Source organism: Sphingomonas sp. Xoc002, from assembly GCF_050408055.1.
GTDB classification, from domain to species: domain Bacteria; phylum Pseudomonadota; class Alphaproteobacteria; order Sphingomonadales; family Sphingomonadaceae; genus Sphingomonas; species Sphingomonas yabuuchiae.
The window spans coordinates 3,656,483-3,672,942 of record NZ_CP191175.1; the positions used below are offsets into that span (position 1 = coordinate 3,656,483).

21 protein-coding genes and 1 riboswitch are annotated in these 16,460 nt (G+C 66.0%); of the genes, 11 read left to right on the forward strand and 10 right to left on the reverse strand.

Annotated features, from left to right (window positions below; genetic code table 11):
• Nucleotides 1-23: 23 nt before the first annotated feature.
• Nucleotides 24-368, forward strand: coding sequence for a hypothetical protein (locus ACQR50_RS16720; protein WP_428969171.1), 345 nt, complete (start codon nucleotides 24-26; stop codon nucleotides 366-368).
• A gap of 43 nt (nucleotides 369-411) precedes the next feature.
• Here the strand turns inward: ACQR50_RS16720 and ACQR50_RS16725 are convergent, their stop codons facing one another.
• From ACQR50_RS16725 to ACQR50_RS16740, 4 genes are all read right to left on the reverse strand, one after another.
• Nucleotides 412-1,362: a phytoene/squalene synthase family protein gene (locus ACQR50_RS16725; protein ID WP_428969172.1), complete on the reverse strand. Its 951-nt coding sequence runs from the start codon at nucleotides 1,360-1,362 to the stop codon at nucleotides 412-414.
• Nucleotides 1,359-1,940 carry a TIGR00730 family Rossman fold protein gene (locus ACQR50_RS16730; RefSeq protein ID WP_076714069.1) on the reverse strand — a complete coding sequence of 194 codons (582 nt, stop codon included), beginning with the start codon at nucleotides 1,938-1,940 and terminating at the stop codon, nucleotides 1,359-1,361. The genes ACQR50_RS16725 and ACQR50_RS16730 overlap by 4 nt, the downstream gene beginning before the upstream one ends.
• Nucleotides 1,941-1,989: 49 nt before the next feature.
• Entirely contained in the window at nucleotides 1,990-2,976 is a 987-nt protein-coding gene (locus tag ACQR50_RS16735) for an alpha/beta hydrolase (protein WP_428969173.1), read from the reverse strand.
• A gap of 171 nt (nucleotides 2,977-3,147) precedes the next feature.
• The gene (locus ACQR50_RS16740; RefSeq protein ID WP_428969174.1) at nucleotides 3,148-3,432 is read right to left on the reverse strand and encodes a CsbD family protein; all 285 of its coding nucleotides are present in this window, start codon (nucleotides 3,430-3,432) and stop codon (nucleotides 3,148-3,150) included.
• Nucleotides 3,433-3,608: 176 nt separating this feature from the next.
• Here ACQR50_RS16740 and recQ point away from each other — a divergent pair, with 176 nt between their 5' ends.
• The 5 genes from recQ (at nucleotide 3,609) to ACQR50_RS16765 (ending at nucleotide 8,276) form a co-directional block, all read left to right on the forward strand.
• Nucleotides 3,609-5,378 (forward strand): DNA helicase RecQ, encoded by a 1,770-nt coding sequence (gene recQ, locus ACQR50_RS16745; RefSeq protein WP_428969175.1) that lies wholly within the window; start codon nucleotides 3,609-3,611, stop codon nucleotides 5,376-5,378.
• Nucleotides 5,379-5,388: 10 nt separating this feature from the next.
• Complete coding sequence (locus ACQR50_RS16750; RefSeq protein WP_428969176.1) at nucleotides 5,389-5,913, forward strand: GNAT family N-acetyltransferase; 525 nt, start codon at nucleotides 5,389-5,391, stop codon at nucleotides 5,911-5,913.
• A gap of 286 nt (nucleotides 5,914-6,199) precedes the next feature.
• Complete coding sequence (locus ACQR50_RS16755) at nucleotides 6,200-7,033, forward strand: sterol desaturase family protein (RefSeq protein ID WP_428970730.1); 834 nt, start codon at nucleotides 6,200-6,202, stop codon at nucleotides 7,031-7,033.
• The gene (locus ACQR50_RS16760) at nucleotides 6,999-7,319 is read left to right on the forward strand and encodes a DUF2141 domain-containing protein (protein WP_330218791.1); all 321 of its coding nucleotides are present in this window, start codon (nucleotides 6,999-7,001) and stop codon (nucleotides 7,317-7,319) included. Before ACQR50_RS16755 ends, ACQR50_RS16760 begins: the two co-directional genes overlap by 35 nt.
• Before the next feature lie 72 nt (nucleotides 7,320-7,391).
• A complete protein-coding gene (locus tag ACQR50_RS16765; protein WP_428969177.1) occupies nucleotides 7,392-8,276 on the forward strand; it encodes a MipA/OmpV family protein in 885 nt (294 codons plus the stop codon).
• Nucleotides 8,277-8,409: 133 nt separating this feature from the next.
• Here the strand turns inward: ACQR50_RS16765 and ACQR50_RS16770 are convergent, their stop codons facing one another.
• A complete protein-coding gene (locus tag ACQR50_RS16770) occupies nucleotides 8,410-8,922 on the reverse strand; it encodes a hypothetical protein (protein WP_428969178.1) in 513 nt (170 codons plus the stop codon).
• A 64-nt stretch (nucleotides 8,923-8,986) separates the two neighbouring features.
• On the opposite strand from ACQR50_RS16770, the gene ACQR50_RS16775 reads away from it, so the two are divergent.
• Nucleotides 8,987-9,430 (forward strand): DUF1810 domain-containing protein, encoded by a 444-nt coding sequence (locus tag ACQR50_RS16775; protein ID WP_428969179.1) that lies wholly within the window; start codon nucleotides 8,987-8,989, stop codon nucleotides 9,428-9,430.
• A 21-nt stretch (nucleotides 9,431-9,451) separates the two neighbouring features.
• Here ACQR50_RS16775 and ACQR50_RS16780 read toward each other — a convergent pair whose 3' ends face one another.
• Nucleotides 9,452-9,829 carry a hypothetical protein gene (locus ACQR50_RS16780; RefSeq protein ID WP_428969180.1) on the reverse strand — a complete coding sequence of 126 codons (378 nt, stop codon included), beginning with the start codon at nucleotides 9,827-9,829 and terminating at the stop codon, nucleotides 9,452-9,454.
• A 111-nt stretch (nucleotides 9,830-9,940) separates the two neighbouring features.
• Here ACQR50_RS16780 and ung point away from each other — a divergent pair, with 111 nt between their 5' ends.
• The 4 genes from ung (at nucleotide 9,941) to ACQR50_RS16800 (ending at nucleotide 11,575) form a co-directional block, all read left to right on the forward strand.
• Nucleotides 9,941-10,636, forward strand: coding sequence for a uracil-DNA glycosylase (ung, locus tag ACQR50_RS16785; protein WP_428969181.1), 696 nt, complete (start codon nucleotides 9,941-9,943; stop codon nucleotides 10,634-10,636).
• A 79-nt stretch (nucleotides 10,637-10,715) separates the two neighbouring features.
• A complete protein-coding gene (locus ACQR50_RS16790; RefSeq protein ID WP_428969182.1) occupies nucleotides 10,716-11,027 on the forward strand; it encodes an alkylphosphonate utilization protein in 312 nt (103 codons plus the stop codon).
• A gap of 39 nt (nucleotides 11,028-11,066) precedes the next feature.
• Nucleotides 11,067-11,312 (forward strand): type II toxin-antitoxin system Phd/YefM family antitoxin, encoded by a 246-nt coding sequence (locus ACQR50_RS16795; RefSeq protein ID WP_056435832.1) that lies wholly within the window; start codon nucleotides 11,067-11,069, stop codon nucleotides 11,310-11,312.
• The gene (locus tag ACQR50_RS16800; RefSeq protein WP_056435835.1) at nucleotides 11,309-11,575 is read left to right on the forward strand and encodes a Txe/YoeB family addiction module toxin; all 267 of its coding nucleotides are present in this window, start codon (nucleotides 11,309-11,311) and stop codon (nucleotides 11,573-11,575) included. Before ACQR50_RS16795 ends, ACQR50_RS16800 begins: the two co-directional genes overlap by 4 nt.
• A gap of 14 nt (nucleotides 11,576-11,589) precedes the next feature.
• Here ACQR50_RS16800 and ACQR50_RS16805 read toward each other — a convergent pair whose 3' ends face one another.
• The 4 genes from ACQR50_RS16805 to ACQR50_RS16820 form a co-directional block, all read right to left on the reverse strand.
• The gene (locus ACQR50_RS16805) at nucleotides 11,590-12,201 is read right to left on the reverse strand and encodes a hypothetical protein (protein ID WP_428969183.1); all 612 of its coding nucleotides are present in this window, start codon (nucleotides 12,199-12,201) and stop codon (nucleotides 11,590-11,592) included.
• Nucleotides 12,202-12,216: 15 nt separating this feature from the next.
• Nucleotides 12,217-14,064, reverse strand: a complete 1,848-nt coding sequence (gene thiC, locus ACQR50_RS16810) for a phosphomethylpyrimidine synthase ThiC (protein WP_428969184.1) — start codon at nucleotides 14,062-14,064, stop codon at nucleotides 12,217-12,219.
• A 35-nt stretch (nucleotides 14,065-14,099) separates the two neighbouring features.
• A riboswitch (TPP riboswitch) is annotated at nucleotides 14,100-14,209 on the reverse strand.
• Nucleotides 14,210-14,356: 147 nt separating this feature from the next.
• Complete coding sequence (locus ACQR50_RS16815; protein WP_076714087.1) at nucleotides 14,357-15,388, reverse strand: ferritin-like domain-containing protein; 1,032 nt, start codon at nucleotides 15,386-15,388, stop codon at nucleotides 14,357-14,359.
• 34 nt (nucleotides 15,389-15,422) lie between these two features.
• Nucleotides 15,423-16,403: a ferritin-like domain-containing protein gene (locus ACQR50_RS16820; RefSeq protein ID WP_428970731.1), complete on the reverse strand. Its 981-nt coding sequence runs from the start codon at nucleotides 16,401-16,403 to the stop codon at nucleotides 15,423-15,425.
• Nucleotides 16,404-16,460 lie beyond the last annotated feature (57 nt).

Here is a 16,460-nt window from a genome sequence, read left to right on the forward strand (position 1 = left end):
GCCTGGAGTTCAATGCCGACGGCATGGCCGACGCGGCGACACCCGGCGAAAAAGGCAATCTGTCCCACCGCCGGACAGCCGCAAATCCGGAACCTCCGGCCGCGCTGGCGTGTTTTTCTTCCCGAGTGGAGACGGTTATGCAGCCAGTTTTCTTCGTGATGGCAATCCTGGGTTGTGGCGACGGCAGCGTGGACTGCACGGAGGCGCGGATCATCCCCGCCCGCTATGAAACCATGGCGCAGTGCCGGGCCGACCTGGCCAACCGCATCGCCGCCAACACCGACGTCCCCTATCCGGTGATCGGTGCCGATTGCCGCCGCATGGGCGCGCAGATGGTCAAGACCGAGCGCAAGCCGACCAAGGGCTGAAGCCCTCCCTCCGTTCAGGCTGAACGGGGGTATGGGCGCAGGCTTAACGCGGTCGTGACCACAGTTCCGGATCGCGTGGGGTAATCCGCATCTTGTCCCGTCGCGCCGCCTGGATGCTGGCGCGCGTCATGAAGCCCAGCTTCTCCAGCTTGCCGGTCCCGACCCGCCCATCCCAAGCGCGGCGGCCGCGCTTGGCCACCTTGCGCCCGATCGCGCCATAGATCGCCGCCGCCGACAACACCGCCCAGGCCGAGCGATAGGAGAGCGCAGGCGTCCCCATCCGCGCGCTCGCCTCGAACAAAGCGGCCCGGTCGGTCAGCCGCCGCGCCAGCGCGCTCAGGCCCGGCCGGTGCGAGGGAGCCATGATGGCGTCGGGCGCGATGCTCTTATAGGCCAGCCACTGGCGCGGCAGATAATGCCGCCCCGCGCCCGCATCCTCGGCGATGTCGCGCGCGATATTGGCCAGCTGGAACGCCATGCCAAGATCGCAGGCGCGGTCGAGCACGGCTTCATCGTCCGGCGCGACGCCCATCGTCACCGCCATCATGCAGCCGACGACGCCCGCGACGTGATAGCAATAGCGGTAGAGATCGTCCTCGGTCTCGGGCCGCCAGTCCTCGGCATCCAGCGCGAACCCGGCGATCAGGTCGCGGGGCCAGCGATGCGGCATCCCCGTCTCGGCGGCGACCACACGGAGTGCGTCGAAGGCCGGGTCGCCGACCACCCGGCCCGCCAGCGCCGCCTCGGTCTTCTCGGTCAGCTCGGCCAGCCGCGCGGGCGCATCGGCGACGCGGGTCATGCCATGGCCATGATCCTGCCCGTCGGCGATATCGTCGCAGCGGCGGCACCAGGCATAGAGCAACCAGGCCCGCGCGCGCGTCTCGGGGTCGAACAACAGGCTCGCCGCCGCAAAGCTCTTCGAGCCCTTGGCGATCGAGTCCCGCGCCGCCGCCACCAGCGCGTCGCGCTCGGTCGGGGCGGCGGTGTCGCTCACAGGTCGTCCGCGTTCATGCGCACGATCGGCTGGGTCGGCACATGCGCGCCCATCCGGTCGAGCAGGCCGTCGAGCGTGGTATCGACGATCAACAGCTCACGATGCTGCGGCCGCAGGAACCCGACCTCGCCCATCTTCTCCCAAAAGGCGACAAGATGATCGTAATAGCCGCCGGTATTGAGCAGCCCGACCGGATCGGCATGATAGCCCAGCTGCGCCCAGCTCAGCGCCTCCCACAGCTCGTCCATGGTGCCGGTGCCGCCCGCGATGGTGATGAAGCCATCGGACAGGTCGGTGAACGCCTTCTTGCGCTCATGCATGCCGGGCACGACGTGCAGTTCGGTCAGGCCGCGATGCGCCACCTCGGCATCGACCAGCGCCTGCGGGATGATGCCGATCACCTCGCCGCCCGCCGCCAGCGCCGCATCCGCCACCGCGCCCATCAGGCCCAGCCGCCCGCCGCCATAGACGACGCCGATCCCCCGCTCCGCCAGCCCGCGCCCGACGTCCCGGGCAGTCTCGATATATTGGGGGTCGGAGGGGGTCGCCGACCCGCAGTAGATGGCCAATCGCTTCATGGGCCAAGCGCTAGGCCATGGGACCGGGTGGGGCAAGCGGGGTTGCGATTCACATGATGCCGATATCGTGCAGCCATTGTTGGACCTGGCCGGGCCAGCGGGTCGTGATCGGATCGGCAGTTGGGCGCAGGCCGAAGGCATGGCCCCCCTTGGCATAAATCCGCATATCGACGGGCACACCCGCGTCGTTCAGTGCCAACGCATAAGCCAGTGGCTGGCGGATATTGTCCGTGGGATCGTTCATCGCATGGAGGATCAGCGTCGGCGGTGCCTCGGGGCTAATCGTCACCCAGGGGCGCAGCTCCAGGCTGTTACGCCCCCTGCTGTCGTCCAGCATTCGCGCGGTGTAGGCGATGATCGCAAAATCGGGCCGAGGCAATAGTCGGTCGGCCGCGTCGGCGACGGGATAAGTCCGCTCCGTCGTGTTGCTCATATTCGCGACCAGATAGGCCCCCGCCGAAAAGCCGATCGCGCCGATCCGGTGTGGATCGATGCCGTAGGTCGCCGCCTGCGCCCGCAGCAATCCCATCGCACGCTGCGCATCCTCCAACGCTAGAAGCCGCTTCGGCCGCTGCTGCCGGCCATTCACGTGAGGCCAGACCTGCGGCACCCGGTATTTCAACACGGCACAGGTTACGCCCTGCCGCACCGCCCAGTTACAGATCTCGGTACCTTCCAGATCGGTTGCCACCACCTCGAACCCGCCACCGGGCAGGACGAGAATTGCGGCCCTACTGTTACGATCCTTGGGCCGATACACGGTCATGGTCGGGCGCGTGACATAGCTGGCCCAATGCCAAAGACGGCCGCCGACCATGCGGGTGCCGTTGCCGGTCGCCTCCGGCCGATCACCGCTATCGGGTTTGGCAAGGGGTACGCTCTTGGGCCAGAGTGGAATCTGTACCCCGCCATCGACGGGCTGCCACGCCCCGACGCGTTCATGCTTGTCGAGAGGTGGCGTTTTCTGAACCGTCTCGCCGGAGGCAACCCCGGCGGTGATCAGCCCGAGGGCGAGCAAAATTCCGGACCGCGACACGTCTGCCTCCTCCACAATGGCGTTGGAGGGAGGAATGCTACGAATGCGGGATGTTGCCGACAAAGCATGATTGCTCGCGGCAGATGGGAATTTTTCTCATGCCGCCACGCCGCGCATGGCAAAAGGGCGGCGCCGACCTGCGGCACCGCCCCTTTCGCTGTGCCGTTCGGCTTACTTGCCGCGCAGCGTGTTCAGCAGCGCGAGACCCACGACGCCGCCCAGTGCCGCCGAGGCGAAGGGGCGATCCTTCACGAACTGGCGTGCCTGGTCGAGCAGCGGGCGGACCGTCTGGTCGACGCTGGTCTTGGCATCGCCGAACACCTTCTGCGTCTTGCCGCTCAGCTGTTCGCCCTTGCCCTCGGCTTCCATCGACTTGTCGCCCAGCATGGCGCCCATGCCCTGCTTGACCTTGCCGCCGAAGTCGGTGGCCGCACCATTCATCGTGTCGGTGTTCATGGAACATCTCCTCTTTGGCTTTGGGATGATGGAGGGTCAAAACCCCGGGGCGCACGGAAGTTTCCTGGTATCTTTGCACTATCGCGATGGAGAAATCGGACACGAGCGTGCGACGACACGCCGGAAGGGGCTCCCCGCCCTTTCCCCGCCCCCATGGCGTCGCTACATGCACGGCGATGGTCGCCGACCCCCTTGCCAAGCTCCACGAAGTTTTCGGGTACAACCAGTTCCGGGGTGTGCAGGAACAGGTGGTCGACCGTGTGCTCGCGCGGCAGCGGACGCTGGCGGTCATGCCGACCGGCGCGGGCAAGTCGCTCTGCTACCAGTTGCCCGCCGTGATGATGGACGGCTGCTGCGTCGTGGTCAGCCCGCTGATCGCGCTGATGCATGACCAGCTGCGCGCCGCCGAGGCGGTCGGCATTCGCGCCGCCACGCTGACCAGCGTCGACCAGAACCGCGCCGAGACGGTCGCGCGTTTCCGCGACGGGCAGCTCGACCTGCTCTATGTCGCGCCCGAGCGTGCCTCGTCGGGGCATTTCCGCGAGCTGCTCGGCTCCGCACCGCTCAGCCTGTTCGCGATCGACGAGGCGCACTGCGTCAGCGAATGGGGGCATGACTTCCGCCCCGACTATCGTCTGCTCGAACCGCTGATGGACGCCTTTCCGGAGGTGCCCCGGCTCGCGCTGACCGCGACCGCCGATGCGCATACCCGCGCCGATATCGCCAAGCAGCTGGGCATCCCGACCGAGGGGATGATCGTCTCGGGCTTCGACCGGCCCAATATCCGCTATGCGATCAGCCCCAAGGCGAATGTGAACCTGCAGATCGCGCGGGTGGTCGCCGACACGCCCGGCCCCGGCATCGTCTATGCCCAGACGCGCGCGGCGACCGAGAAGCTGGCCGAGGCGCTGGCCCGGACCGGTCGCCCGGTGCGCGCCTATCATGCCGGGCTGGACCCCGCCGTGCGCGCGAAGAACCAGGCCGATTTCGTGGCCTCCGAAGACATGGTGATCTGCGCCACCGTCGCCTTCGGCATGGGGATCGACAAGCCGGACGTCCGCTTCGTCGCGCATGCCGGGCTGCCCAAGTCGATCGAGGCCTATTATCAGGAAACCGGCCGTGCGGGCCGCGACGGCGACCCCTCGGTCGCGCATCTTTTCTGGGGCGCCGACGATTTTGCCCGCGCGCGGCAACGCATGGCCGAGGTCGAGCCGGAGCGGCAGGCGGGCGAGCGCGCACGGCTGTCGGCGCTGGGGGCGCTGGTCGAGACGGGGGGATGCCGCCGCCGCATTCTGCTGCGGCATTTCGGCGAGGAACTGGCCGAGGATTGCGGCAATTGCGACAATTGCCTGGGGTCGCCCGATGCCGTCGATGCGACGACCGTGGCGCAGAAATTCCTCTCGGCGGTGTTCCGCACAGGCCAGATGTTCGGCGCAGGCTATATCGAGCAGGTGCTGACCGGCCAGTCGACCGAGCGCAGCCTGATGAACGGGCATGAGGCGCTGTCGGTGTGGAACATCGTCTCGGGCGACGAGGCGGCGTTGCTGAAGCCCGTCCACCGCGCGCTGCTTCTGCGCGATGCGTTGCGCACCAATCACCATGGCGGACTCGAGTTCGGGCCCGCCGCGCGCGCGCTCATCAAGGGCGAGGCGCGGCTGTCGCTGGTCGTGCCGCCCAAGCGCGAACGCAAGGGCCGTCGCGCCGCGCCGGTCGCCGCCAATCCGGCGGACAATCCACTGTTCGAGGCGCTGCGCGCCAAGCGTCGCGAGCTGGCGCAGGAGGCGGGGGTGCCGCCTTACGTGATCTTCCATGACTCGGTGCTGCGCGATATGGCGGCGCAACGGCCGACCAGCCGGGCGGCGCTGTCGTTGTTGTCGGGGATCGGCGCGCGCAAGCTGGATGCTTATGGCGAAGCGTTTCTGGCGGTGATCCGCGAGGCGGACTAAGCTGCGGGGCATGAGCGCCCCGACCCTGACCCCAACCCTGACCACCGCGCGACTGACCCTTCGCGGTCACCAGCCCGACGATCTCGACGCACTGGCGGCGATGTGGGCCGACCCGGCGGTCTATGGAATGATCGGTGGCCAGCCGCGACCGCGCGAGGATGTCTGGATTCGGCTGTTGCGCTCGGTCGGGTGCTGGACGGTGTTCGGCTATGGCGCCTGGGTGGTGTGCGACCGGACGACCGGGCAGGTGCTGGGCGATATGGGCCTTCTGGAATCGCGGCGTGCGATCATGCCCGAACTGACGGTGCCGGAGGCGGGGTGGTCGCTGGTCCCCGCGGCGCATGGCCGGGGCTTTGCGGCTGAGGCGATGCGTGCGGTGCTCGGCTGGGCCGATGGACGCGGCCTGACGCGGACGTGCTGCATCATCGATCCGGGGAACGCCGCCTCGATCCGACTGGCGGAGAAGCTGGGCTACGGTGCGCCGGTCGAGGGGGTTTATCACGACCGCCCGATCCGGATTTTCCACCGGGGTTAATCCCAACCTCCGTTCAGCCTGAACGGAGGTTGGGATTAGAGCTCGCGCGCGGCCGCCGAGACACGGAGGTGTCACGCCCGGCCGACAGGCCCCTTCTCATCATCGACGGTACGGCAAGGACAGCGGACGAACGGGCGGCGGACGCCGACGCCCGACCAGACATCTCTGCGTCTCCGCGCCTCCGCGCGAACAAAAGGCCGCGCGCCGGACGTTCGCGGTTCAAGCCCCGCCCCCGATAGGGTACAAGACCCTCGTGACGCTTGCCCTGATCCTGTCCGCCATCGCCATGACGCTGATCGTCGGTGTCCGCTATCTGCTCGCCTCGGGAGCATTCGCGCTGGCGACCAAGGCGCGGCATCCGAACCTCTATGCCGGGCTGGATCCGCAGATCCGGCGGGAAATCTGGTGGAGCCTCGCCTCCGCTGCGATTTACGGCGTGCCCGCGGGGATCGTCGCCTGGGGCTGGCAGAATCGGGGATGGACGCAAATCTACGCCGATATCCACGCCTGGCCGCTCTGGTACTGGCCGGTTTCGGTGCTGCTGTACCTGATCGCGCACGACACCTGGTTCTATTGGACGCATCGCTGGATGCACCGGCCCGCCATCTTCAAGGCCGCCCATGCCGTCCATCATGCCAGCCGCCCGCCGACCGCCTGGGCCGCGATGGCGTTCCACCCGATCGAGGCGGTGACGGGCGCTGTGGTAATTCCGCTACTTGTGTTTGTGATTCCGATTCACATCGGCGCGCTCGGCTTGGTGCTGACCATCATGACCGTTATGGGCGTGACCAACCACATGGGTTGGGAGATCTTTCCGCGATTCCTGTGGCAGGGGCACCTGGGGGGGTGGCTCATCACGGCAAGCCATCATCAACGGCATCATGAGCAATATGGGTGCAATTATGGACTCTATTTCCGGTTCTGGGATCGACTGTGCGGCACGGACCGGGGGCTCGGGGATTTCGGGCGCGCCCATGCGCAGGCCGCGCGCCGCGCTTCTGGTGCTGGCCGCCCTGCCGCTGATCAGCGCCGCGCCGGTCAGCCGACTGGACATCGGGATCGACCAGCTCCGCTCGGCCAAGGGCATGATCCGGCTGTGCCTGACCGCCGACCCGGATAACTTCCCGCAATGCGTCGACGATGCCCGCGCGCTGACCCGTTCGGTTCCCGCCGGGCAACGGGGCATCCACCTGGACGGCCTGCCGCACGGCAATTACGCCGCCGCCGTCATCCATGACGAGAACAACAACGCCAAGCTCGACACGCTGGCGGGCATCCCGCGCGAGGGCTTCGGCTTTTCGCGCAATCCAGTGATCCGGTTCGGCCCGCCGCGCTTTGCCGCAGCGCGGTTCACGCTCGATTCTGTTGCCGAAACACAACAGATCAAAATGCGGTACATCTTCTGACACAATCCGCCGGAGCGAAATCGTTACCGTAGCGTTGCATTTCGGATAACCGAATTCAGGGAGTTTTCCGTCTTGCGCCTATTTTCGCGCGTTTCCGCCCCGCTGATCGCCATGGGCGCACTGTCCCTGTCGGCCCCCGCTTTTGCGCAGGACGCCACGGTGTCCAGCAACCCCGCCGCCGCCGAGATGGCGGGTCAGCTGGGCAAGAACACCATCACCGTCGGCCTGGCCGGGGCCTATCTGCCGGATTATGAGGGGTCGAACGACTATCAGTTCACCCCCGCCCCCGCCGCGCTCGCCTATATCGACGGGCACACCATCACCTATATCGGCAACCGCGTCTCGGTCGACCTGATCGGCGACAAGGCCAATCGCGACTGGGATATCCAGGCGGGGCCGATCGGTGTGGTAAACCTGGACCGCACCGCGCCGTCGCGGATCGACGATCCCCGCGTCCGCGCGCTGGGCAAGATCGGCGCGGCGGTCGAGTTGGGCGGCTATGTCGGCATCGGCAAGATCGGTGTCGTCACCAGCCCCTATGACCGGCTCTCCGTGTCGGTCAGCTATCGCCATGACGTGACCGGCGTGCACGACAGCGGCATCTGGCAGCCCTCGGTCAATTACTTCACGCCGCTGTCGACCAAGGCGGCGGTCGGCCTGTTCGCCACCGCCGAGCGGGTCGGGCGCGGTTATGCGCGGCGCTATTTCTCGATCAACCAGGATCAGAGCGCGGCGAGCGGTCTGCCGGTCTACAACGCCCGTTCGGGCTGGAAGGACTGGTCGGTCGGCGGTCTCGCCACCTATTCGATCACGGGCAACCTGCTGAAGGGCTGGAAGGTCGTCGGCGGCCTGACCTATGGCCGGATGGTCAACGATTTCGGCGACAGCCCCATCGTGTCGCAGGCGGGTTCGCGCAGCCAGTGGCTGAGCGCGCTGGGGCTGGCATACACGTTCTAGACTCTTTCCTCCCCTGCAAGGGGAGGGGGACCAGCGAAGCTGGTGGAGGGGTGTCACCCTATCGAGAGCGGGACACCCCTCCGTCAGGCCTGACGGCCTGCCACCTCCCCTTACAGGGGAGGAATTTTCAAACTCACGCCTGCGGGCATTCCCCCGGCTGGGTCACCGGCGCGCCGCCCATATACCAGTGGCTGCGGTCGCCCATCGTCTCGCGGTCGTGATAGCAGACCCGCGCCTTGGTCGATTTCATATCGATCTCGACCGTCCAGTTGTTGTCGGCACAGTCATGCGGAGTGCAGCCATGCGCGGCGATTCCCTGCTCCCCCTGGCGGAAGATCGGCACCGTCACCGCGCCGCGCGACATGATCCGCTGGACGAGCTTCTGGTCGCCGACCGCATCGTGCAGCGCGGTCGCCACCTCGGTCCGATCGAAGAAGCTGACCCCGTCGACCGCATCCCCCGGATAATGGCCGATATAGCTGGTCAGCGGATTGACCTGCGCCACGCCCGGCATCGGCGTGGGCCGTGCCGTGCCCGGCGGGGTGAAGTTGCCGGGGGCGACATCCGAGTCGGTATCCCCACCCTGCCCGCCGCACGCCGACAGCGCGAGCAGAGCCAAGGGGGCAAGGATGGCGAAACGGCGCATGTCTCTCTCCTGACGAATCTCGTATGAACGGGAACGCTTCGGGGCTGCGGCCGGTTGCCCCTTCATGTCATCCCCGCCCGACCATGATGCCGCGCTGGCCCGCTTTGTCGAGGCCCAGGTGAACAGTTTTGCCACCGCGCTGGCCGAACTGCGATCCGGCCGGAAGCAAAGCCACTGGATGTGGTATATCTTCCCGCAGATCGCCGGACTGGGCCGCAGCCCGACCGCGATATTCTATGCCGTCGCCGATGCCGGGGAAGCGCGGGCCTATCTGGCGCATCCGCTGCTCGGACCGCGTTTGCGGGACGCCGTGGCCGCCGCGATCGATGCGCCGGGCTCGGCCGAGGCGATCTTCGGCGCGGTCGATGCGATGAAGCTGCGTTCGTCGCTGACCCTGTTCGCCGCCGTGGCCGACGATCCCGCGCCGTTCCGCCGGGGGCTCGCGCGCTTCTTCGACGGGCAGGACGATCCCGCGACGCTGGCGAGACTCGACCGTCCCGAACGGTGACGGTCGAGTCTCCGCCCTGCTTCACTTGATCGTGACGGGGCCGGGGCCGGTGACGCTGGCCGACTGGTCGGCGGTCAGCACGATCGTCCACTGCGTCGTGCCGTCGCACACCGCGTTCCAGGTCGGGTTGCCGTTGGTGGCGGCGGCTTCCTTCATGCCGGTGATCGACTGGCAGCTGGCGCCGCTCGGCCCGGCATCGCGGATCGCGCGGAACAGGACGCCGCGACGCTGGCCCTCGGGGAGCGCACGGATCTTCGCCCCTAGCGTGTCGGCGCTCATCTCGGTGCCGTTGGTGGTGACGGCGGCCGCGCTGTTATTGGCCGGTTCGCTCGAGGAGCCGCACGCCGCCAGCGGCAGCGCGGCGGCCATCACGGCCAGGAGAATCGTGGAACGCTGCATGATCCAGTTCCTTTCCTATCGGGCGGCCGCGGGAGGGCGACCGTATCGCCTGCATAACGATCATCGGCGACACCGGTTGCGCGCATCCGTCGCGAACGGCAAGACGCATTCATGAGCGACGTTCGATTGCACGAAAGCTGGCTGTCGGTGCTGCGGCCCGAATTCGACGAACCCTATATGAAGGCGCTGAAGACCTTCCTGGCCGAGGAGCGCGAGGGCGGCCAGCGCGTCTTCCCCCGCCCGTCCGAGTGGTTCCGCGCGCTGGACCTGACGCCGCTGGATCAGGTGCGCGTCGTCATCCTGGGGCAGGACCCCTATCATGGCGAGGGGCAGGCGCACGGCCTGGCTTTCTCGGTCCAGCCCGGTGTTCGGCCGCCGCCCAGCCTGGTCAATATCTATAAGGAGATGGCGAGCGACCTGGGCATCGCGCCGCCCTCCCATGGCCTGCTCGACCATTGGGCGCGACAGGGGGTGCTCCTGCTCAACTCGGTGCTGACCGTGCGCATGGGCCAGGCCGCCTCGCATCAGGGGCGCGGCTGGGAGCGGTTCACCGATGCCGTGATCCGCGCCGTCGCCGCCAAGCCCGAGCCGGTCGTCTTCATCCTGTGGGGCGCCTATGCCCAGAAGAAGGCCGGGTTCGTGCGCGAGATGGGCGAAGGGCGGCACTGCGTCCTGACCTCGGTCCACCCCTCGCCCTTGTCGGCGCGGGGCGGCTTTTTCGGGTCCAAGCCCTTTTCCAAGGCCAATACCTTCCTCGTCGAGCATGGCCAGCCGCCGATCGACTGGGCGCTGCCGCCGCTGTCATGATCTGTAATCGCTATGGCATCATTAGGCCTGAGCGCGCATAGGGTCGCGCATCCCCCTATCTGACGAAGGAATACAGGCGATGGCCGATGACGATTATGTCTATGACGAAGCGACCGGCGAATGGATCAGCGCCGCCGACGCCGCCGCCAAGGGCGGCGCGACCAGCGACGACGATGCGGTGGTGGTGCGGGACTCGGTCGGCAATGTGCTGAACGACGGGGACCAGGTGACGCTGATCAAGGACCTGACCGTCAAGGGCGCAGGCCAGACGCTGAAGCGCGGCACCCTCATCAAGTCGATCCGCCTGACCGGCGACGCGCAGGAAATCGACTGCAAGTTCGACGGGATCAAGGGGTTGGTCTTGCGCGCGGAGTTCGTGCGGAAGCGGTGAACCTTGACATTGGACAGGTGCTTGTACAACTTTAGTTGTATGCAGGCTGTCTCCTATTCCGAAGCGCGCGAGAATCTGAAGGCGATGATCGACAAGGTCGTCGCCGACCGCGCGCCCGTGGCGATCACCCGCCAGCGGGGCGAAGGCGCCGTGCTGATCTCCGCCAGCGAATGGGCGTCGATCGAAGAGACGCTGTACCTGCTGCGCTCGCCCAAGAATGCCGAACGTCTGCTCGATGCCGTGCGCGGCTTTGAGGCGGGCGACGAAGGCGTGCCCTTTCCGTGAAAGTGGCGTTCTGGCCGACGGCGTGGGATGATTATCGCCATTGGCAGGAACATGACGCCAAGCTTTGCGACAAGCTCAATGCGTTGATCGAGGAATGCCGCCGTCACCCGTTCAAGGGGACCGGCAAGCCCGAACCGCTGGGCGGCAACCTGTCAGGCTGGTGGTCGCGCCGGATTAGCCATGAGCATCGTCTGGTGTATCGGGTAGCGGGCAGCGGCGACGAGCAGGTGCTGCAAGTGGCGCAGTGCCGGTACCATTATTGATTGGCCGACCTATTTTACCGTGTCAACTTCAGTCGGGGGTGCTTGAAATACAAAGGCAGCGATAAGCTTCTGCTGCACAGCTGACAAACACGCACCCAGATGAAAGCAGCTATCAAAACCTCAAAGACGGTTACGCCGCGGTCTTGCTGATCGCCTTCTTTAGCAGGCTTCAGATTCTGTGAGCTCAACACCATCCTATTCACAGCGGTTGAACTACAAACCACCACAAAAATAAGAAAAACGGTCCAATACCCTACATCCATCAGCGGGCCATCATATGAGCCCTGAATCAGCCTACTCGTTTTCGCCAAGTAAGGCGCGCCTAAAATTGCAAAGATCAATAGGCACGCAGATGCTAAAATCAGCGAAAGGCAAAATCCAGCTACGAAGCTTTTTCGAAAGCCATATCGTGAAACACCTGCAGATGCCGATGCTATCAAGACAGTTATTGCCAGTGCATAGCTTGCGTCTGCCAATGGTTGAGCGGATGCCGGTTTCGGCAAAGCGTTTGGCGCACCCCACAGCGCTAAAGATAATGCGATTATAATCGACAGTGCTTGTCCGATGATGGCGAGAGGTTGATTTTCCCAGTCTCTGATGATTCGGGCCCACAAGCGTCTCGCCATATCGCTATATATCTATCACTCCGCCGGAAGGTAAACCTCCCCGCCCTTCTCGCGGAATTTTTCGCTCATCTCCTGCATCCCCGCCTCGGCATCCTCGGCTGCGACGAAGGTTTCGACCGGCGCGTTCTGCTTGGCCGCGAATTCCCGAACCTCTTGGGTGATCTTCATCGAGCAGAATTTCGGGCCGCACATCGAACAGAAATGCGCGGTCTTGGCGCCCTCCGCCGGGAGGGTCTGGTCGTGGTAGGATTCCGCCGTGTCGGGATCGAGCGACAGGTTGAACTGGTCGCGCCAGCGGAACTCGAAGCGGGCGCGGCTCAGGGCGTCGTCGCGCATCTTGGCGGCGGGGTGGCCCTTGGCCAGGTCGGCGGCGTGGGCGGCGAGCTTGTAGGTCACCACGCCGACCTTCACGTCGTCGCGGTCGGGCAGACCCAGATGCTCCTTGGGCGTAACGTAGCAAAGCATCGCCGTGCCGTACCAGCCGATCATCGCCGCGCCGATGCCGCTGGTGATATGGTCATAGCCCGGTGCGATGTCCGTCGTTAGCGGCCCGAGCGTGTAGAAGGGCGCCTCGCCGCACGCCTCCAGCTGCTTTTCCATATTCTGCTTGATCTTGTGCATCGGCACATGGCCGGGGCCTTCGATCATGACCTGCACGTCCTGCGCCCAGGCGCGCTTGGTCAACTCGCCCAGCGTGTAGAGCTCGGCGAACTGCGCCTCGTCATTGGCATCGGCGATCGCGCCGGGGCGCAGGCCGTCGCCCAGCGAATAGGCGATGTCATAGGCCTTCATGATCTCGGTAATCTCGTCGAAGCGTTCGTAGAGGAACGACTCCTTGTGATGCGCGAGGCACCATTTCGCCATGATCGAGCCGCCGCGCGACACGATGCCGGTCACGCGCTTGGCGGTCAGCGGGATATACGGCAGGCGCACGCCCGCATGGATGGTGAAATAGTCGACGCCCTGCTCGGCCTGTTCGATCAGCGTGTCGCGGAAGATTTCCCAGGTCAGTTCCTCGGCGATGCCGCCGACCTTTTCCAGCGCCTGATAGATGGGGACCGTGCCGATCGGCACCGGCGAGTTGCGGATGATCCATTCGCGCGTGTCGTGGATGTTGCGGCCGGTCGACAGGTCCATGACCGTGTCCGCGCCCCAGCGGATCGACCAGACCAGCTTGTCGACCTCGGAGGCGACGTTGCTGGCGACCGCCGAATTGCCGATATTGGCGTTGATCTTGACCAGGAAGTTGCGGCCGATCGCCATCGGCTCGGATTCGGGGTGGTTGATGTTGTTGGGGATGATCGCCCGGCCGCGCGCCACTTCGTCGCGGACGAATTCGGGCGTCACGTAGTCGGGGATGTCCGCGCCGAAGCTCTCGCCGTCGCGGACATATTCCTTGAGCATTTCGCGGCCCAGGTTTTCGCGGGTCGCGACATATTCCATTTCGGGCGTGATGATGCCCCGGCGGGCATAATGCATCTGGCTGACGTTCATGCCTGCACGCGCGCGCAGCGGACGGTTCAGCCCGGTGCGCGGGAATTGCGGCACGCCGCCCGACCGGTCAGGACCCAGCTGGCCATTGTCCTCGGGACGGATTTCGCGGCCGTCATAGGTCTCGACATCGCCGCGCGCCTCGATCCAGTTGCGGCGGATCTGCGGCAGGCCCGCCATGATGTCGATGCGGGCATTCGGATCGGTATACGCTCCGCTCGTATCGTACACGCGCAAGGGCGGTTCGCCCGAGGACGGGTCGAGATGGATTTCGCGCATCGCGACGTTCAGCGGGCCGACGTGAATCTTCTTCGAGCCACGAATAGGGCCGGTCGTCACGCCGATCTCGGCCTTTGCGGGGATATCTGCCATAGTCGTCCACTCCATGCGGAGGAAACGGACCATGAGAGATGGGGCCGCTCCCTCCCTACGCCGGTGTCAGCCGGATCAGGTTCAGCGGGTCAGGGGCTCTTGCCCCCCTCTCAAGCGCAGGCCAGCGCTCCCCCGGGGATGGGCCTGTCATAAGCGACTTCGCGGCGGATAAGAAGCGGTTTTGCGTGAAGGTGGATCAGCCCGGCGACGCAAACAAAATGCCCCGACCGGCCAGGGGACTGGCGACCGATCGGGGCAAACGGCCCTTGGAGGGGACCTTGGGAAGGGGGTTTTAGCCGCTGGCGGCGCTGGTACGGACGTTGCCGTTCAGGCCGCTGGGGAAGAAGCCGCCGCCGGTCACCGCCGCCTTGTTGAGATACACGACGTTCAGCACCTGGCCGGGCGTGCGGACAAAGGCGATGGCGTTGGAGTCGGCGGGAACCAGGTTCGCCACCTGCGTGCCGTTCACCGTCGTCACGAGGCCTTGGTCGAGATCGGCCGAGCCGTCCAGGCTGTCGCGCGCGTCGGAGATCTTACCCGCATTGGTGATCAGCGCCGAATTGCTCAGTCCCTTGCGGTACAGCGTCGTGCGGACCAGACCGGCATGATAGGCCTCGGCCGCGTGAATGCCCGCCGCCGCCTCGATGAAGGTCTTGTTCGTCAGCAGGGAGACGCCGCCCATATAGGCGGTGACGCCGACATCCTCGAACAGGAACGCGCCGAGGAGGAAGGCTTCGTCCGAGGCATAGGGGTCGAAGGTGCCGCTGGTGATCACGCCCGCCGCCAGCGCCGCCGCCGTGAACGCGCCGCTGGCATCGCCCGACAGGTTGATCGCGGGCTGCGCCACCGCCGCACTGCCCAGCGCCGAGCGCAGGAAGTTGACATGCGCGATCTCGTCATAGGCGATCTCGCGCGCATATTGCGCGACGATCGGGTCCTTGAACTGGACCTGACGCGGCTGGCCCGCGCCGTTGGTGGCGCTGGTGTTGATCGCGACCGCGCCTTGCGATCCGGTGCCGGTCAGCGCCGACGACGGCAGGCCGGTGCCGAAGGCGGCATAGCTGTAGAATTGCGCTTCCAGATATTCGAGCTGGAGCGCGAAGTTCAGCACATCGGCATCCGTCACCGACCCGGTCGGGGTGGTGGTGGGCGTCGGCGTGGGCACGACGATGACGTTGTCGCCATCGTCACCACAGGCGCCCAGCATCGCCAGGCCGCCGACGGCGCCAGCCCCGGCGGCCATACGCATGAAACGGCGACGATCGGACCGACGCTTGGCGGAGGCTTCTTCGATAACCTCGAGAATGCAGCGTTCTTCGCTCATGATTCAAATCCTCTCCAGAGGAGGAAAAAGGGGATCAGTTCGCCACGCTCGCGCGCAGATTGCCGTTGACGCCGGCCGGGAAGAACCCGCCCAGCGTGGCGGCCGCCTTGTTCAGGTACACGATGTTGAGCACCTGCCCCGGCGAGCGGCTGAACGCGATGCCGTTCGTATCGAGCGGCACGATGTTGGACACCAGCTGTCCGTTGACCGTGGTCTGGGCGATCCCCTGGTCGAGGTCGGTCGAACCGTCCAGGCTGTCGCGCGCGTCGGAGATCTTGCCTGCGGCGGTGATGAGCGACGATTCCGGGTTGGGGTCGGCATAGCCGCGGGCATAGAGCGTCGTGCGCACGATGGCCGCGTGATAGGCCTCGACCGCCAGAATACCGGCCGCTGCCTGCAGGAAGGTCTTGTTGCTGATCAGCGGCGAGGCGCCCTTATAGGCGGTCACGCCGACATCCTCGAAGATGTACGCGCCCAGCAGGAAGGCGGTGGGCGAGCTATAGGGATTGAAGGTGCCGCTGGTAATCACGCCCGCGGCCAGCGCCGCCGCCGTGAACGGGCCATTGGCATCGCCCGAAATGTTGATCGCGGGTTGTGCGACCGCCGCACTGCCCAAGGCGGTGCGCAGGAAGGCGACATGCGCCGCCTCGTCCGCCGCGATCTCGCGGGCATATTGCCCGACAATGGCGTCGTCGGCGCTGCCGGTCGCGAAATTGACCTGCTGGCCGCCGGTCACGGCACCCTGGGTGCCGGTGCCGGTCAGCTGGTTGGAGGCCAGGCCGGTGCCGTTGGCGGCAAAGGCATAGAACTGCGCCTCGAGATATTCGAGGTTCAACGCGAAGTTCAGAATGTCGGTGTCGGTGATCGCCGACTGGGCCCCGGCCTTGCCCGCCAGGGAAAAGGCGGTCACGCCGGCGGCTGCCGCGCCCATCGCCGTCTTGAAGAATTCGCGCCGCATATTGCGGCGCTCGACCCGTGCATCGAACGCGTCGAGCAGTTGTGCGCTTTCCGTCATCATGCTCCTCCCGATCAGGAACCAGCGGCCAGCTCTTCTGTTATAATGTAACGATCA

Coding starts and splice junctions, on each gene's coding strand:
- ACQR50_RS16720 (WP_428969171.1), top strand. CDS start 24: ATGGCCGACGCGGCGACACCCGGCGAAAAAGGCAATCTGTCCCACCGC.
- ACQR50_RS16740 (WP_428969174.1), bottom strand. CDS start 3,432: ATGAACACCGACACGATGAATGGTGCGGCCACCGACTTCGGCGGCAAG.
- ACQR50_RS16815 (WP_076714087.1), bottom strand. CDS start 15,388: ATGAGCGAAGAACGCTGCATTCTCGAGGTTATCGAAGAAGCCTCCGCC.
- ACQR50_RS16790 (WP_428969182.1), top strand. CDS start 10,716: ATGGCCGATGACGATTATGTCTATGACGAAGCGACCGGCGAATGGATC.
- ACQR50_RS16770 (WP_428969178.1), bottom strand. CDS start 8,922: ATGCGCCGTTTCGCCATCCTTGCCCCCTTGGCTCTGCTCGCGCTGTCG.
- recQ (WP_428969175.1), top strand. CDS start 3,609: ATGGTCGCCGACCCCCTTGCCAAGCTCCACGAAGTTTTCGGGTACAAC.
- thiC (WP_428969184.1), bottom strand. CDS start 14,064: ATGGCAGATATCCCCGCAAAGGCCGAGATCGGCGTGACGACCGGCCCT.
- ACQR50_RS16820 (WP_428970731.1), bottom strand. CDS start 16,403: ATGACGGAAAGCGCACAACTGCTCGACGCGTTCGATGCACGGGTCGAG.
- ung (WP_428969181.1), top strand. CDS start 9,941: ATGAGCGACGTTCGATTGCACGAAAGCTGGCTGTCGGTGCTGCGGCCC.
- ACQR50_RS16730 (WP_076714069.1), bottom strand. CDS start 1,940: ATGAAGCGATTGGCCATCTACTGCGGGTCGGCGACCCCCTCCGACCCC.
- ACQR50_RS16750 (WP_428969176.1), top strand. CDS start 5,389: ATGAGCGCCCCGACCCTGACCCCAACCCTGACCACCGCGCGACTGACC.
- ACQR50_RS16775 (WP_428969179.1), top strand. CDS start 8,987: ATGTCATCCCCGCCCGACCATGATGCCGCGCTGGCCCGCTTTGTCGAG.
- ACQR50_RS16760 (WP_330218791.1), top strand. CDS start 6,999: ATGATCCGGCTGTGCCTGACCGCCGACCCGGATAACTTCCCGCAATGC.
- ACQR50_RS16805 (WP_428969183.1), bottom strand. CDS start 12,201: ATGGCGAGACGCTTGTGGGCCCGAATCATCAGAGACTGGGAAAATCAA.
- ACQR50_RS16755 (WP_428970730.1), top strand. CDS start 6,200: ATGACGCTGATCGTCGGTGTCCGCTATCTGCTCGCCTCGGGAGCATTC.
- ACQR50_RS16780 (WP_428969180.1), bottom strand. CDS start 9,829: ATGCAGCGTTCCACGATTCTCCTGGCCGTGATGGCCGCCGCGCTGCCG.
- ACQR50_RS16795 (WP_056435832.1), top strand. CDS start 11,067: ATGCAGGCTGTCTCCTATTCCGAAGCGCGCGAGAATCTGAAGGCGATG.